Origin of the sequence: Streptomyces sp. NPDC047706 (assembly GCF_043204795.1) — a bacterium.
Taxonomy (GTDB): Bacteria; Actinomycetota; Actinomycetes; order Streptomycetales; family Streptomycetaceae; genus Streptomyces.
The window spans coordinates 109,985-124,656 of the sequence record NZ_JBIDCW010000019.1 but is presented as its reverse complement, the minus strand read 5'-3'; the positions used below and the strand labels follow the sequence as shown (position 1 = coordinate 124,656).

Sequence of the window (14,672 nt, the reverse complement as noted above, 5' to 3'; positions counted from 1 at the left end):
GACCTACCTGCCCCGGAGGACGACGGAGCCCCTCGCTCCGCGGACCTACCTGCCCCGGAGGACGACGGCGTCCACGGCTCCGCGGACCTACCTGCTCGGGGAGACGACGGAGTCCCTCGCTCCGGTGGCCTGACGCGCCCGGGAGCCGGCCCGCCCGAGCCCGCGCCCGCACCCGGCGCCTGCTGGCGTTCCGCCGGGCGGAAGGGCTGAGCGCCCGCACCGCCCGCCGGCGTCGCCTGCGGTGCCGTGCTCGCCGCCGCGGAAAGCGCGTCCGCGAGTCCGCCCAGCTCCACGTGCACCACCAGCACCGGCTTCGCTGGAACCGCCGTCGCGCCCGACCTCAGGGCCTCCGCCAGCGCCGCGTCCCCCGCCGTCCCCTCCCCCACCATCGGTATCGCGGTCACCACGACGGCGTCACAGGTGTCGTCCGCCAGGGCCCGCGTCAGCGCCTGACGGAAGTCCTCCGGCGAGGCCGCGGTGGTGAGGTCCAGCGGAGCCTGGGGCCGCAGCCCCTCGGCCAGACAGGCGTCGTAGGTGAGCAGCCCCAGCGATTCGGAGTTCCCCACGATCGCCACGCGTGGCCCCGCCGGCAGCGGCTGGCGCGCGAGCAGCAGCCCGGCGTCCACCAGCTCGGTGATCGTGTCGACCCGGATCACGCCGGCCTGCCCCAGCAGCGCGGACACGGTGGCGTACGGCAGCCGCGTCGCCCGTACCGCGTGTCCCTGCGGTGCCGCTCCCCCGTGGCGCGCGCCCTGGACCACCACGAGCGGCTTCGCCGCCGCGGTCCTGCGCGCGAGGCGGGTGAACTTGCGCGGGTTGCCGATGGACTCCAGGTACATCAGCACGACGTCGGTGTCCGGATCGTCGTACCAGTACTGAAGCAGGTCGTTGCCGGAGACGTCCGCGCGGTTGCCGGAGGAGACGAACGTCGACACGCCCGTGTCCCCCGTCACCCCGCCGCCGCGCCGGTGCAGCCGGGACAGCAGCGCGATGCCGATCGCCCCGGACTGCGCGAACAGCCCGATCCGCCCGGGCCGTGGCATCTCGGGTGCCAGCGAGGCGTTGAGCCGCACCTCCGGGGAGGTGTTGATGATCCCGAAGGTGTTCGGCCCGATGATCCGCATGCCGTACGCGCGCGCGTGCCGCACGAGTTCACGCTGGCGCTCACGTCCGTCGGGCCCGCTCTCGGCGTACCCGGCGGAGACCACGACGAGCCCCTGGACCCCGTGCTCCCCGCACTCGGCGACCACCTCGGGCACGTGCCCCGCGGGCACCGCCACCACGGCGAGGTCCACGGGCTCGTCGATGTCCCGCACCGAGCGGTGCGCCGGGACCCCGTCGAGTTCCTTCTGTCCTTCGCCGAGCGCCCTGTTGACGGCGTACAGGCGGCCGGTGAAGCCGGCTTCCCGGATGTTGCCGAGCACGCTGCGGCCGACGCCCCCGGGTGTGCGTCCGGTGCCGACGACGGCGATCGAGCCGGGCGTCAGCAGCCGCCGAACCGACCGCCCCTCCGCGCGCTGCTCCCGCGCGCGTTGCACCGCGAGCGAGCGGTCGGTGGGTTCGAGGTCGAACTCCAGGCGTACGACACCGTCCTCGAAGCTGCGCTTCTGGGTGTAACCGGCGTCCGTGAACACCTTGATCATCTTGGTGTTGGAGGGCAGCACCTCGGCGGCGAAGCGGCGGATGCCGCGCTCGCGGGCGACGGCGCCGATGTGCTCCAGCAGCGTCGAGGCGACCCCGCGCCCCTGGTGTGCGTCCTGCACCAGGAAGGCGACCTCGGCCTCGTCGGCGGGCGCGGACGCGGGCATGCCGTCGGCGCCGATGCGGTCGTAGCGTACGGTGGCGATGAACTCGCCGCCGATGGTGGCAGCGAGTCCCACCCTGTCCACGAAGTCGTGGTGCGTGAAGCGGTGGACGTCCTTCGCGGACAGGCGCGGGTAGGGCGCGAAGAAGCGGTAGTACTTCGACTCGTCCGAGACCTGCTCGTAGAAGCTGACCAGGCGCTCGGCGTCGTCGACGGTGATGGGCCGGATGCGCGCGGTGCCGCCGTCGCGCAGCACCACGTCGGCCTCCCAGTGGGCGGGGTACTCGTGCCGGTCCGACGGGCTCTGCATGGGCCCCAGAGTACGGCTCGCGTACGACATCGGCGCGAGGCAGTCTGTGGAGGGATGCCCGCCGGACCGAGGCCGCGGTCCGGCTCGCACTCCGGGACGGGCCACGGGCCCGTCCGGGCATGCTTCACCATATGGGAAACTGGTCTAGACAACCCTGAACACCTGAAGGGCAGCATCACATGGCTGAGCGCCGCGTCAACGTCGGCTGGGCCGAGGGTCTCCACGCCCGCCCCGCCTCCATCTTCGTCCGAGCCGCCACGGCCGCAGGCGTCCCGGTGACGATCGCCAAGGCGGGCGGCAACCCCGTCAACGCGGCCTCCATGCTGGCCGTCCTGGGGCTGGGCGCCCAGGGGGGCGAGGAGATCGTCCTGGCTTCCGACGCCGAGGGCGCGGAAGCCGCGCTCGGCCGTCTGGCCAAGCTGGTCGCGGAGGGCCTCGAGGAGCTTCCCGAGACCGTCTGACCGGCCGACGGCATTCCTGAAGCCGCGCCGCCCTTTTCCGGGTGGCGCGGCTTCAACCGTTTCCCGGCCCGCGCGCCCGCGTTTTCGCAACGGGTCTCGCCAACAATTCAGAGAACGCCGAAAACGGCAGCAAAAATGCGCCGCCGCAGATTTTCACTTCTTTGTATACGGCGCTCTTGTTAATGCCGTGGGCCCGACATGTTTACGGCATGTTGCGAAGTCCTCACACGGTCCGCGCGATCACCGTTTCCGGGAAACCGGAGCCGGTGCGCGCCGGTCGCACGCTCGGCGTGCAGCGCCGTGACCGCCCGCGCCCGCTCACCGTCGCCGCGCGCCACCGCGTCCACGATCGCGCCGTGCTCCGTCCAGGACTCCACAGGGCTGACAGGCGCCTCCACGGCGTACATCCAGGCGATCTTGTGCCGCAGCTGGGTCAGCATCGCGATCAGGGCGGGGCTGCCGGAGGCCTGGGCGAGCGTCTCGTGGAACCAGCCGCCCAGTGAGCGCAGATCCTCGCTGCCACCCCGCCTGGTCCTCTCCTGGCCCAGTCTGACCAGGCCGCGCAGCACCTTCAGATGGGCCTCGGTGCGCCGCTGGGCGGCCCGCGCGGCGCCGAGCGGTTCCAGCAGCAGGCGCATCTCCAGCAGGTCGGCGGCCTCCTGCTCGGTCGGCTCCGCCACGCACGCGCCCGCGTGCCGCCGGGTCACCACGAAGCCCTCCGCCTCCAGCGTGCGCAGCGCCTCGCGGACGGGGACACGCGAGACTCCGTAGCGGCGGGCGAGGAGTTCCTCGGTGAGCCGGCCGCCCCGCTCGTAGACACCCGCGACGATGTCGTCCCGGATGGCCGTGCACACCGAACGCGCCGGAATACGCATGACCGACCTCCGCCTTAATCCCCGTGCAACGTCGACGACTGACGTGTGTTCCGTGACTCTATTGCAATGGGCCGGGATTTCCGATGGCGGGCCGGAATCCATGGATATCTTTTGGACATACCGGAGCACGAAACGCCGAAAGCCCCGGCTCAGGGAGCCGGGGCCGCGGGAAGCGGGCGATTCGCCGTCAGACGCCGACGCCGTGCGAGCGGAGGTAGGCGACCGGATCGATGTCCGTGCCGTACTCGGCCGTCGTACGGGCCTCGAAGTGCAGGTGCGCTCCGGTGACGTTGCCGGTGGCGCCGGACAGGGCGATCTGCTGCCCCGGGGTGACCGTCTGGCCCACCGAGACCGCGATGGACGACAGGTGCCCGTACTGGGTGTACGTACCATCGTTCATCTTGATCACGACTTGATTGCCGTACGCCCCGCCCCAGCCGGCCTCGACCACGGTGCCGGAGCCGACAGAGCGCACGGGCGTGCCGCTCGCGGCGTGGAAGTCGACACCCGTGTGGCTGCCGGAGGACCACAGCGCGCCGCCGGACCGGTAGCCGGTGGAGACGTGGGAGCCGCTGATCGGCGCCACATAGGCGTTGAGGCGCTTGCGCTCGGCCTCACGGGCGGCGCGCTCCTTGGCCTCGCGCGCCTCCTTGGCCCGCTCCTGGGCCCGCTTCTTCGCGGCGGCCTCGGCCTTCCGCTCGGCGGCCGCCACCGCGGCGGCCTGCTTCTGGGCGGCGGCCTGGGCATCTATCTGCTCGGCGACCGAGTCGCCGATGGCGATGACCGGGAGCAGGCCGGACTGCTCGGCCGCGGGCTCGGCGGCGAGCGCGGGAGCGGCCAGGGTGCCGATGACACCGGTGGTGGTGAGCGCCGCGACACCCGCCGCGTGGGCGGTGGTGCGCTTCATCCGGCTGGGACGGCGATGCTTCCCGGTGGCGCGCGTGAACGCCATGTGGTGGCTGGTCCTTTCCTTCCCTCTCGCCTACCGGGTTAGCTGACGGGTTCGGAGCAGGAAGGTCTCCTACGGACTCCCTCGCCGCGCGCGGGCGTCCGATTCACCCCAGGGACTTCATGGTTGGGTCCCCGGCTCCCCTGGCTCGCGCCGTACGGGGACTCGGCGATGACTGTCCGGTGCCGCGGGTGCGGCGCACTGCCTGACGGACAGCCCGGATGACGCTAAGCGGGACATCTTTCAATCCCCAAACGCAATCCGGCGTTTGTAGCGCATCCCACAGGTCAGACGGGCAACCTCCGCCCCAATGCGGACATAGCGGGGCCCTGGTGACGCTTCCGTCACCAGGGCCCTGCACGCGCGTGCCCTCCGCGGGCCTCTACTCGGCCGGCACGACGGTGACTTCACCGATGCCGAGGGCCTCGACGGGCTCCTTGATCTGCGCCGCGTCACCGACGAGGACCGTCACCAGACGGTCCGCGGGGAAGGCGCTGACGACCGCCGCGGTGGCCTCGACGGTCCCGGTGGCGGCGAGCTGCTGGTACAGCCTCGCCTGGTAGTCGTCGGGCAGGTGCTGCTCGACCTGGTCGGCCAGGGTCCCCGCAACGGCCGCGGCGGTCTCGTACTTCAGCGGCGCCACACCGACGAGGTTCTGCACCGCGACGTCCCGCTCGGCGTCCGTGAGGCCGTCCGCGGCGAGCGTGCGCAGCACCGTCCAGAGGTCCTCCAGCGCGGGGCCGGTGTTCGGCGTGTCCACGGAGCCGCTGATGGCGAGCATGGCGGCACCGCTGCCGTCCGGAGCGGAACGCAGCACCTGGCCGAACGAGCGCACCCCGTAGGTGTAGCCCTTCTCCTCGCGCAGGACGCGGTCCAGACGGGAGGTGAGGGTGCCGCCCAGGCAGTACGTGCCGAGCACCTGCGCGGCCCATACACGGTCGTGCCGGTCGGGACCGACCCGGCCGATCAGCAGCTGGGTCTGGACCGCGCCGGGACGGTCCACGATCACCACGCGGCCGGTGTCGTCGGCGGTCACCGGCGGCACGGGGCGCGGCTGCGCCCGGGAGCCGGTCCAGGCGCCCAGGGTTTCGCCGAGCAGTGCGTCGAGGTCCACGCCGGTGAGGTCGCCGACAACCACGGCGGTGGCCGTGGCGGGGCGGACGTGCCGCTCGTAGAAGGCGCGTACGGCGGCGGAGTCGATCTTCGCGACCGTCTCCTCGGTGCCCTGGCGCGGGCGGGACATGCGCGAGGTCGCCGGGAACAGCTCCTTGGAGAGCTCCTTGGCGGCCCGCCGGGCCGGGTTCGCCAGCTCGTGCGGGATCTCGTCGAGGCGGTTGCGCACCAGCCGCTCGACCTCGCTGTCGGCGAACGCGGGCGCCCTGAGGGCGTCGGCCAGCAGACCGAGGGCCTTGGGCAGGCGGGAGACCGGCACCTCCAGGCTCAGCCGTACGCCGGGGTGGTCCGCGTGCGAGTCCAGGGTGGCGCCGCAGCGCTCCAGCTCGGCCGCGAACTCCTCGGCGGAGTGCTTGTCGGTGCCCTCGGAGAAGGCCCGCGCCATGATCGTGGCGACGCCGTCCAGGCCGGCCGGCTCGGCCTCCAAAGGCGCGTCCAGCAGCACCTCCACGGCGACGACCTGCTGGCCGGGCCGGTGGCAGCGCAGCACCGTCAGGCCGTTGTCCAGCGCCCCGCGCGCGGGGGCCGGGAACGCCCAGGGACGGGCCTCGCCCGCCTGCGGCCGGGGGTGGAAGTCCATCGTGGCGAGCTCGGTCACTTGGCCGCCTCCTCGGTGTCGTCGCCGGCGGCGGCCGGCGCGGCGTCGGTGTCGTCGTCTGCGTCGGTCTCGCCGGCTTCGGTGGCCGTGGGCTCGTAGACGAGTACCGCGCGGTTGTCGGGCCGCAGGCGTGCCTTGGCGACCTCCTGGACCTCCTCGGCCGTCACCTCCAGCACGCGCCGTACGGCGGTGAAGGCGAGCTTCGGGTCGCCGAACAGCACCGCGTACCGGCAGAGTTCGTCGGCACGGCTGGCGACCGTGCCGAGCCGGTCCAGCCACTCGCGCTCCAACAGGGCCTGCGCGCGTTCCATTTCCTCGGCCGTCGGGCCCTCCTCGGCGAACCGGGTGAGCTCCTCGTCGATGGCCGCCTCGATGACCGGCACCTCGACGTCCCCGGACGTCTTCACGTCCAGCCACCCCAGGGAGGGCGCTCCGGCCAGCCGCAGCAGGCCGAATCCGGCCGCGACGGCGGTACGGTCCCGTCGTACCAGCCGGTTGTACAGGCGGGACGACTCGCCGCCGCCGAGGATGGTGAGCGCGACATCGGCCGCGTCGCACGCGCGTGTGCCGTCGTGCGGGAGCCGGTAGGCGCCCATCAGGGCACGCGCCGGGACCTCCTCCTCGACGACCTCACGCAGCTCCCTGCCGATGACCTCGGGCAGCGAGCCGTCACGCGGGGTGGGCTTGCCGTCGTGGCCGGCGATGGAGCCGAAGTACTTCTTGATCCATTCCAGCGTCTGTTCGGGGTCGATGTCACCGACGACCGACAGCACCGCGTTGTTCGGCGCGTAGTACGTCCGGAAGAACTGGCGGGCGTCCTCCAGGGTCGCCGCGTCCAGGTCGGCCATCGAGCCGATCGGCGTGTGGTGGTAAGGGTGGCCCTCCGGGTAGGCGAGGGCGGCGAGCCTCTCGAAAGCGGTTCCGTAGGGGACGTTGTCGTAGCGCTGGCGGCGCTCGTTCTTGACGACGTCCCGCTGGTTCTCCATCGACTCGTCGTCGAGGGCGGTGAGCAGCGAGCCCATGCGGTCCGCCTCCAGCCAGAGGGCGAGCTCCAGCTGGTGGGTCGGCATGGTCTCGAAGTAGTTGGTGCGCTCGAAGCTGGTGGTGCCGTTCAGGGAGCCGCCCGCGCCCTGCACCAGTTCGAAGTGCCCGTTGCCCTTCACCTGGGCGGACCCCTGGAACATCAAGTGCTCGAAAAGGTGAGCCAGGCCGGTGCGCCCCTTGACCTCGTGGCGTGAGCCGACGTCGTACCACAGGCACACCGCGGCGACCGGGGTCAGGTGGTCCTCGGAGAGCACCACACGCAGGCCGTTGTCCAGGCGGTGCTCTGTCGCTGTCAGCCCGCCGGAGCCTGCCTCGGCTGTGGCCGTGTGACCCATGGGCATGTACGTCCCTTCGATCGCGGTGCGGTCGGGAAACCGCGGAAATCCTGCCAGTCCTGCCACTGTATGCAAGCGTGCCGACCTGGTGTGAAGTTCCCGGAGCGCGTACGCCCAGAGCGAGAACCGGGTTGCCCGTCGCGAGGGCGTAGCCTGCGGGTCGGCGCGGGGCCCGGCGGCCGACGTCGGGTCCAGCGTCCGCGTTGTCAGTGGCGCGGTCCACAATGGTCCGCGGCAGATGCCGTTCACGCTTCAGCAAGAGTGAGCCGCAGGGACCTCAGCGCCCCCGTGGGCGAACGACCAGAAAACAGGAGGAGCCGGCAGCGATGGCCCGCCGCAGCACGAAGACCCCGCCGCCCGACGACTCGTACGAGGAGCGGATCCTCGACATCGACGTCGTGGACGAAATGCAGGGCTCCTTCCTCGAGTACGCGTACTCGGTCATCTACTCCCGGGCCCTGCCGGACGCCCGTGACGGTCTCAAGCCCGTCCACCGCCGCATCGTCTACCAGATGAACGAGATGGGCGTACGCCCCGACCGCGGCTACGTGAAGTGCGCCCGCGTGGTCGGCGAGGTCATGGGTAAGCTCCACCCGCACGGCGACGCGTCGATCTACGACGCCCTGGTGCGCATGGCGCAGCCGTTCTCCATGCGGGTGCCCCTGGTCGACGGCCACGGCAACTTCGGCTCCCTCGGCAACGACGACCCGCCCGCCGCCATGCGGTACACCGAGTGCCGGATGGCCGATGCCACCAGCCTGATGACGGAGTCGATCGACGAGGACACGGTCGACTTCGCCCCGAACTACGACGGCCAGGAGCAGGAGCCGGTGGCGCTGCCCGCCGCCTTCCCGAACCTGCTGGTCAACGGCTCGTCCGGGATCGCGGTCGGCATGGCCACGAACATGCCGCCGCACAACCTGCGCGAGGTCATCGCGGCCGCCCGCCACCTGATCAAGCATCCGAACGCCGACCTCGACGCCCTGATGCGCCACATCCCGGGCCCCGACCTGCCCACCGGCGGCCGGATCGTCGGCCTCTCCGGGATCCGGGACGCCTACGAGACGGGCCGCGGCACGTTCAAGATCCGGGCCACGGTGTCCGTGGAGGACGTGACGGCACGCCGCAAGGGCCTGATCGTCACCGAGCTGCCCTTCGCGGTCGGTCCGGAGAAGGTCATCGCGAAGATCAAGGACCTGGTCGGTTCGAAGAAGCTGCAGGGCATCGCCGACGTCAAGGACCTCACGGACCGCGAGCACGGGCTGCGCCTGGTCATCGAGATCAAGAACGGTTTCGTGCCGGAGGCGGTCCTGGAGCAGCTCTACAAGCTCACGCCCATGGAGGAGTCCTTCGGCATCAACAACGTCGCCCTGGTCGACGGCCAGCCCCTCACCCTGGGTCTGAAGGAACTCCTGGAGGTCTACCTCGACCACCGCTTCGAGGTCGTGCGCCGCCGCTCGGAGTTCCGCCGCGGAAAGAAGCGTGACCGGCTGCACCTGGTCGAGGGCCTGCTCACGGCGCTGGTGGACATCGACGAGGTGATCCGCCTGATCCGCTCCAGCGAGAACTCCGCCCAGGCCAAGGAGCGCCTGATCGAGCGCTTCGGGCTGAGCGAGATCCAGACGCAGTACATCCTGGACACGCCGCTGCGCCGCCTGACCAAGTACGACCGCATCGAGCTGGACGCCGAGAAGGACCGGCTCACCGCGGAGATCTCGGAGCTCACGCGGATCCTCGAGTCGGACGCCGAGCTGCGCAAGCTGGTCTCGTCCGAACTGGCCGCGGTGGTGAAGAAGTTCGGCACCGACCGGCGTACGGTCCTGCTCGACTCGACCGCCACCGCGGTGGCCGCCGTCCCGCTTCAGGTGGCCGACGACCCCTGCCGGGTCCTGCTGTCCTCGACGGGGCTGCTGGCCCGCACGGCGAACGCCGAGCCGTTCCCCGAGGGCGCCGCCGCCAGGCGCGTCAAGCACGACGTGATCGTCTCGGCGGTGCCGGCCACGGCCCGCGGCGAGGTGGGCGCGGTGACCTCGGCGGGCCGGCTGTTGCGGATCAACGTCGTCGATCTCCCGCAGCTCCCGGAGACGACGACGTCGCCGAACGTCTCCGGTGGCGCGCCGCTCGCCGAGTTCGTCTCCCTGGAGGGTGACGAGACGGTGGTCTGCCTGACCACGCTCGACGAGTCCTCCCCCGGGCTCGCGCTGGGCACGGCGCAGGGCGTCGTCAAGCGCGTGGTCCCCGACTACCCGGCCAACAAGGACGAGCTGGAGGTCATCACCCTCAAGGAGGGCGACCGGATCGTCGGCGCCATCGAGCTGCGGACGGGTGAGGAGGACCTGGTCTTCGTCACGGACGACGCGCAGCTGCTGCGCTACCAGGCCTCACAGGTGCGCCCGCAGGGGCGCCCGGCGGGCGGTATGGCGGGCATCAAGCTCACCGAGGGTGCCAAGGTCATCTCCTTCACCGCGGTGGACCCGGCGGTCGACGCGGTCGTCTTCACGGTGGCGGGCTCGCGCGGCACCCTGGACGACTCCGTGCAGACGACGGCCAAGCTGACCCCCTTCGACCAGTACCCGCGCAAGGGCCGGGCGACCGGTGGCGTGCGCTGCCAGCGGTTCCTGAAGGGCGAGGACTGCCTGTCGTTCGCCTGGGCGGGCGCCACCCCGGCGCTGGCCGCGCAGAAGAACGGCTCGCCCACCGAGCTGTCCGAGATGGACCCACGCCGCGACGGCTCGGGCGTGTCCCTTGCCAAGCCGGTCGCGGCGGTGGCGGGGCCGGTCTAGGCCGAGAGGGGGCCGGTCCAGGGGAGCCTGTCCGGGCCGAGAGCGGCCAGGCCGGTCTGTCTAGAGCGGGGGCTCCGCGGGATTCGTGGCGTACGGATCCCGCGGGTCCGCATCCCGTGCGTCCGGTACGTAGCGCAGGACGCCCCACATGCCGTGCTCATCGGCGTGCGTGGCGTCACTCCTGCACGCCGCGAGCTCCTTGTCGAGCGCCGGCGCGTCGATGCCGGAGCCGATGAGGACGAGCTGGGTGAGGCGTTCGCCGTCCGCTTCCCAGGGCTCCGGGCAGAAGCGCAGGAACCGTCCGACGGCGTGCACGGCATACCGGTTGCGCGGATCGTGCGGGCCGAAGTCGACGTACCCCTTGATCCGGTAGAGCCCCTCGGGGCGGCTGTCGAGGAACGCCATCAACCGCCGCGGGTCGAGGGGTACTTCGGAGACGAAGGAGAGGCTGTCGTAGGCGGCGTGCAGGTGCCCCGCATGCTCGTGCTCCGCACCCGGGCCGTGATGATCATGCAGGTCGTCGAACGACAGCTGCCCGATGCGCTCCCGCGAGGGCCGGCAGTCGAAGAGGAACTCGGGGTCGATACGGCCGTACGTCGCGGGGACGACCGCGGCCCCGTCGATGAGGCTCCGGACGAGGGCGAGGACGCGCTCGGCGCCCGGCGCCCGGTCGGTCTTGTTGACCACGACGAGATCGGCGAGGGCGAGATGCCGGTCGATCTCGGGGTGCTTCGCGCGCGTGTCGTCGAACTCGGCGGCGTCGACGACCTCCACGAGCCCGCCGTAGACGATGCCCGGATGCTCGCTGGCCAGCACCATCCGCACCAGTTCCTGAGGCTCGGCGAGTCCGCTGGCCTCGATGACGACGACGTCGATCCCGGCACCGGGGTGCGCCAGCCGGTCGAGGTAGACGTCCAGCTCACCGGCGTCGACGGCACAGCACAGGCAGCCGTTGCCGAGGGAGACGGTGGAGTCACCGAGGGCGCCCGCCACCGCCATGGCGTCGATCTCGATGGCTCCGAAGTCGTTGACGAGGGCACCGATACGGCTGCCTCCGCTGCGGTGCAGGAGGTGGTTGAGCAGTGTCGTCTTGCCGGAGCCCAGGAATCCGGCGAGTACGACGACCGGGATCTGCCGGGAACTCGGGCTCAGCCCCACCGTGCGACCTCTCTCACGCCTACGCGCACACCGGTTCACACCCCGGCGCACCTTACGGAACTTGCATGCCGGGCAAGGATACGAGCACGCAGAATCTCCGCGAAGTGAACGATTGTTAGCAGCGCGAGCGGGGCAGATGGCGCCGGTTTGTGCGACCCTCGCTTCCTTCCGTGCGCCTCCTCTCCGCCTCCCCGCCTTTCAGAGCCGCTCGGCACCTGGCAGACCTGACTCGCTGACTGGTACGGAAGATGAAGGCAGGGACACGGGGGCTGGGCACCGCGGCTGCAGCGGGCCTGGGCCTGCTGACCGGAGCCCTCGCCGCGCTGGCCGCGGAACGCCGCACGGTGCGTGCCGTGCGGGCACGACTCGACCGCCTGGAAACACAGGTGGCTCACTCGCAACGGCACACCAACCTCGCCAACCAGCAGCACCTGCACTGGAAGCTGCTCAGCAAGGCGATCGACAGCCCGGAACTGGCCGAGGTGCTGGACATCTGCGAAGCGCCGGCATCACCCCTGGAGCGCCGCCAGTACCTCTTCGCGAACGCCCTGTACACGAACCTGCTCTTCTACTACCGCATCGGCAATCTCAGCCGGGAGGAGTTCTTCGGGCGGGTCCGCGGTCTGCTGCAGAACCCCGTGGTGCGCGAGTACTGATTCGCGACCCGCGGCCAGCGCGCCACCTTGCCCGAGGACTCGGACGAGGCCGAGTTGGGACGCATGGTGGACGGCCTTCTTCGGTAGATGAAGGAGGCAAACACCGAGGAATGGTGGGTGGTGGGCGAGCCGCCGGCCGACTGAGAAGACGCTCGCACAGAAGCCCGACCTTCTGTCGGTGCAGTAATGTGCGCGTCCTCCAGTCGTAGGGCAAACGGAAACGAAGTCATCGAGATCGTCCGTCGGATCGGCGACTCCCCTCGCGAACGCGGCAGCATCCCGGGGGCCAACTACCCCCGAAATCCTTGAACTGTCCGACGGCACCTTCGCCGTGATCGGCACGGAAGCGACTCAGTTCCTGGAACGGCTTCTCCCGAGTGACGCCGCACGGGCCGATCACGAACGGATCGTCATCGTCACCCGGGAAGCCCTCGTCAGGGCCAGGAAGGAATTCCCGGACACCTGACCGGAAGGGCGCCGCTCGCTATCCCCCGCTCTTCCTGCGGTTTCCCTCCCCGGGCATCGGGCAGTATCCCGCCGACCCAGGGAGGGAAACATGCCGCGTCGAACGCCACGGCAATCGCTGATCCGGTTCTTCACATGGGGGGCGTCAGCCATTGCCGGCACGGTCCTCGTAGGTGTCGCCTCCATCGTGATCAGCGGATGGCTCGTCACGGGCGTCGAAGAAGCCAACGGCGGGCGGCAGACAGCGATGGAACGCAGCGCCATCGGGAACTACTTCGGGGGGCTGAGTACCGTCTTCTCGGGCCTGGCCCTCATCCTCCTCGTGGTCACCTTGTTGTTTCAGCTACGGGAACTGCGTATGCAGCGTCAGGAGCTGGCGCTTCAGCGACAGGAACTCATCGCGTCGCGGGATGAATTGCACCGAAGCGCTGAAGCAGACCTTCGCGCCCTGCACGTCCAACTGACTCAGATGGTCATGGACGATCCCGCTCTGGCTCAGGTCTGGAACGACTACCCCGGCGAAGAACCTGCAGTGGTTCGCCAGTATCTTTTCGCCAATTTGACCTTCGGCCATTACCTCCTCGTATACAAATGGGGCGGAATAACCGAGTCGGCGTTACTCGAATACGCCCGCTCTCTGATACGGAGCCCGGCATTCCAGCGCTACTGGGCAGCCTCGCGCGCAGCCAAGGAAGGCCTTCCGCCGGACAGCGACGAAGGAAGGCTCTTCCGCATCATCGAGCAGGCCATCCAAGAGGCGCGGAACGGCGGGACCGCGGGTTCCTGACGTCAGATAGCTGCCGGCGAAGTCCGCCGCGGCGGTGGCCCCACATACCGCGCCGCCGGGCGGATGATCTTCGAGTCCTGGGACTGCTCCAGGATGTTGGCGCTCCAGCCGACCACGCGCGCCGCGGCGAAGGTCGGCGTGAACATCTCGCGGGGCAGGCCGCAGAGTTCCATGACCACGCCGGCGTAGAACTCCACGTTGGTGTGCAGTTCACGGCCGGGCTTGAGTTCGGCGAGAATCGTCTCCACCCGGCGTTCCACCTCCACCGCGAAGTCGACCAGCGGCCCGCCGAACTCCTGGGCGATGCCCCGCAGCATGCGGGAGCGCGGGTCCTCCGTGCGGTAGACGGGGTGCCCGAAACCCATGATGCGGTCGCCGGCGAGGACGCGTTCCCGGATCCAGGGGTCGATGCGGTCCACCGTGCCGATCGCGTCCAGGGTGTCCAGCGCCCGGCTCGGGGCACCCCCGTGCAGAGGCCCCGAGAGCGCGCCGACCGCCCCGCCCAGGCAGGCGCCCACGTCGGCACCGGTGGACGCGATGACCCGGGCCGTAAAAGTTGATGCATTGAATCCATGATCAATGGTTGAGATCAGGTACTGCTCGACGGCACGGGCTCGCCGCGGATCGGGTTCCTCGCCGGTCAGCATGTACAAGTAGTTCGCCGCGTACGACAGGTCCTCACGCGGCGGCACCGGCGCCAGCCCCTTCCCGAGCCGGTGCAGGGCAGTGAGCAGGGTCGGTACGGCCGCGGTCGCCACGAGTGTGTCCTCGCGCCGCCGGTCCGCGTCGATGTCGTACAGCGGGCGGAAGCCCTTCGCGGCGCCCAGCAGTGACAGCGCGGTGCGCAGTCCGGCGAGCGGGCCCTGCCCGCCGGCCGCCGCGACGGCGGGCAGGGCCGCCGCCACCTCGTCGGGAAGCCGTCGCAGCGCCGCGGTCCCGGCGGTGAACGCCGAAGCGCTCACGGCGTCGGCCGGGAGTTCCCCGTACACCATCAAGTGCCAGACGTCCTCGAAGGGCCGGGTCTGCGCGAGTTCGACGGCCGAGTACTGCCGGTAGTGGTAGAAGCCCTCAAGACCCCGTACGTCGCCGATCTCGGTGTCGGTCACGACGACGCCCGCGAGCCCCCGCGGTACGTCTACAGGAATGGATGCGGACCTGTTGACGGACATGTTTTCCTCCCTGGACTTGATGCGACTGTCCATGGTTGACTCAATGTCTGTCAATATTGATTGCATCAATACAGGAGTCAATGTGTCACTCAGACGGCTACGGTG

The 14,672-nt window shown here is 70.4% G+C and carries 11 protein-coding genes, 1 pseudogene and 1 riboswitch; of the genes and pseudogenes, 5 read left to right on the top strand and 7 right to left on the bottom strand.

What is annotated here, in order from left to right:
- Nucleotides 1-2,114: GNAT family N-acetyltransferase (locus ACGF8A_RS22775; protein WP_393110938.1), on the bottom strand; the 2,114-nt coding region annotated here is incomplete at its 3' end.
- Between the two features lie 179 nt (nucleotides 2,115-2,293).
- On the opposite strand from ACGF8A_RS22775, the gene ACGF8A_RS22770 reads away from it, so the two are divergent.
- A complete protein-coding gene (locus tag ACGF8A_RS22770; protein ID WP_393110936.1) occupies nucleotides 2,294-2,575 on the top strand; it encodes an HPr family phosphocarrier protein in 282 nt (93 codons plus the stop codon).
- Nucleotides 2,576-2,754: 179 nt separating this feature from the next.
- Here ACGF8A_RS22770 and ACGF8A_RS22765 read toward each other — a convergent pair whose 3' ends face one another.
- The 4 genes from ACGF8A_RS22765 to ACGF8A_RS22750 form a co-directional block, all read right to left on the bottom strand.
- A complete protein-coding gene (locus ACGF8A_RS22765; RefSeq protein ID WP_393110934.1) occupies nucleotides 2,755-3,450 on the bottom strand; it encodes a GntR family transcriptional regulator in 696 nt (231 codons plus the stop codon).
- 187 nt (nucleotides 3,451-3,637) lie between these two features.
- Nucleotides 3,638-4,402, bottom strand: a complete 765-nt coding sequence (locus ACGF8A_RS22760; RefSeq protein ID WP_393110932.1) for a M23 family metallopeptidase — start codon at nucleotides 4,400-4,402, stop codon at nucleotides 3,638-3,640.
- Between the two features lie 12 nt (nucleotides 4,403-4,414).
- Nucleotides 4,415-4,580: riboswitch (cyclic di-AMP (ydaO/yuaA leader) on the bottom strand.
- Between the two features lie 201 nt (nucleotides 4,581-4,781).
- Nucleotides 4,782-6,170 (bottom strand): M16 family metallopeptidase, encoded by a 1,389-nt coding sequence (locus tag ACGF8A_RS22755; RefSeq protein WP_393110931.1) that lies wholly within the window; start codon nucleotides 6,168-6,170, stop codon nucleotides 4,782-4,784.
- The gene (locus ACGF8A_RS22750) at nucleotides 6,167-7,555 is read right to left on the bottom strand and encodes a M16 family metallopeptidase (protein ID WP_393110929.1); all 1,389 of its coding nucleotides are present in this window, start codon (nucleotides 7,553-7,555) and stop codon (nucleotides 6,167-6,169) included. Before ACGF8A_RS22750 ends, ACGF8A_RS22755 begins: the two co-directional genes overlap by 4 nt.
- Before the next feature lie 320 nt (nucleotides 7,556-7,875).
- Between ACGF8A_RS22750 and ACGF8A_RS22745 the strand changes: the two genes are divergently transcribed.
- A complete protein-coding gene (locus ACGF8A_RS22745; protein ID WP_393110927.1) occupies nucleotides 7,876-10,332 on the top strand; it encodes a DNA topoisomerase (ATP-hydrolyzing) subunit A in 2,457 nt (818 codons plus the stop codon).
- 60 nt (nucleotides 10,333-10,392) lie between these two features.
- Here ACGF8A_RS22745 and ACGF8A_RS22740 read toward each other — a convergent pair whose 3' ends face one another.
- Nucleotides 10,393-11,490 (bottom strand): CobW family GTP-binding protein, encoded by a 1,098-nt coding sequence (locus ACGF8A_RS22740; RefSeq protein WP_393110925.1) that lies wholly within the window; start codon nucleotides 11,488-11,490, stop codon nucleotides 10,393-10,395.
- A 248-nt stretch (nucleotides 11,491-11,738) separates the two neighbouring features.
- Here ACGF8A_RS22740 and ACGF8A_RS22735 point away from each other — a divergent pair, with 248 nt between their 5' ends.
- From ACGF8A_RS22735 to ACGF8A_RS22725, 3 genes and pseudogenes are all read left to right on the top strand, one after another.
- Nucleotides 11,739-12,146 carry a DUF6082 family protein gene (locus tag ACGF8A_RS22735; RefSeq protein WP_393110923.1) on the top strand — a complete coding sequence of 136 codons (408 nt, stop codon included), beginning with the start codon at nucleotides 11,739-11,741 and terminating at the stop codon, nucleotides 12,144-12,146.
- 228 nt (nucleotides 12,147-12,374) lie between these two features.
- A pseudogene (locus tag ACGF8A_RS22730) lies at nucleotides 12,375-12,612 on the top strand (hypothetical protein).
- A gap of 90 nt (nucleotides 12,613-12,702) precedes the next feature.
- Nucleotides 12,703-13,398 (top strand): DUF6082 family protein, encoded by a 696-nt coding sequence (locus ACGF8A_RS22725; protein WP_393110921.1) that lies wholly within the window; start codon nucleotides 12,703-12,705, stop codon nucleotides 13,396-13,398.
- Nucleotides 13,399-13,400: 2 nt separating this feature from the next.
- On the opposite strand, the gene ACGF8A_RS22720 is transcribed toward ACGF8A_RS22725, so the two are convergent.
- Nucleotides 13,401-14,567 carry a citrate synthase/methylcitrate synthase gene (locus ACGF8A_RS22720; protein ID WP_393110919.1) on the bottom strand — a complete coding sequence of 389 codons (1,167 nt, stop codon included), beginning with the start codon at nucleotides 14,565-14,567 and terminating at the stop codon, nucleotides 13,401-13,403.
- Nucleotides 14,568-14,672: the final 105 nt, after the last annotated feature.

What these genes read in the sequence shown, in the direction of transcription:
- ACGF8A_RS22770 (WP_393110936.1), top strand. Translation starts at nt 2,294, where the DNA reads ATGGCTGAGCGCCGCGTCAACGTCGGCTGGGCCGAGGGTCTCCACGCC.
- ACGF8A_RS22765 (WP_393110934.1), bottom strand. Translation starts at nt 3,450, where the DNA reads ATGCGTATTCCGGCGCGTTCGGTGTGCACGGCCATCCGGGACGACATC.
- ACGF8A_RS22760 (WP_393110932.1), bottom strand. Translation starts at nt 4,402, where the DNA reads ATGGCGTTCACGCGCGCCACCGGGAAGCATCGCCGTCCCAGCCGGATG.
- ACGF8A_RS22750 (WP_393110929.1), bottom strand. Translation starts at nt 7,555, where the DNA reads ATGCCCATGGGTCACACGGCCACAGCCGAGGCAGGCTCCGGCGGGCTG.
- ACGF8A_RS22745 (WP_393110927.1), top strand. Translation starts at nt 7,876, where the DNA reads ATGGCCCGCCGCAGCACGAAGACCCCGCCGCCCGACGACTCGTACGAG.
- ACGF8A_RS22735 (WP_393110923.1), top strand. Translation starts at nt 11,739, where the DNA reads ATGAAGGCAGGGACACGGGGGCTGGGCACCGCGGCTGCAGCGGGCCTG.
- ACGF8A_RS22725 (WP_393110921.1), top strand. Translation starts at nt 12,703, where the DNA reads ATGCCGCGTCGAACGCCACGGCAATCGCTGATCCGGTTCTTCACATGG.
- ACGF8A_RS22720 (WP_393110919.1), bottom strand. Translation starts at nt 14,567, where the DNA reads ATGTCCGTCAACAGGTCCGCATCCATTCCTGTAGACGTACCGCGGGGG.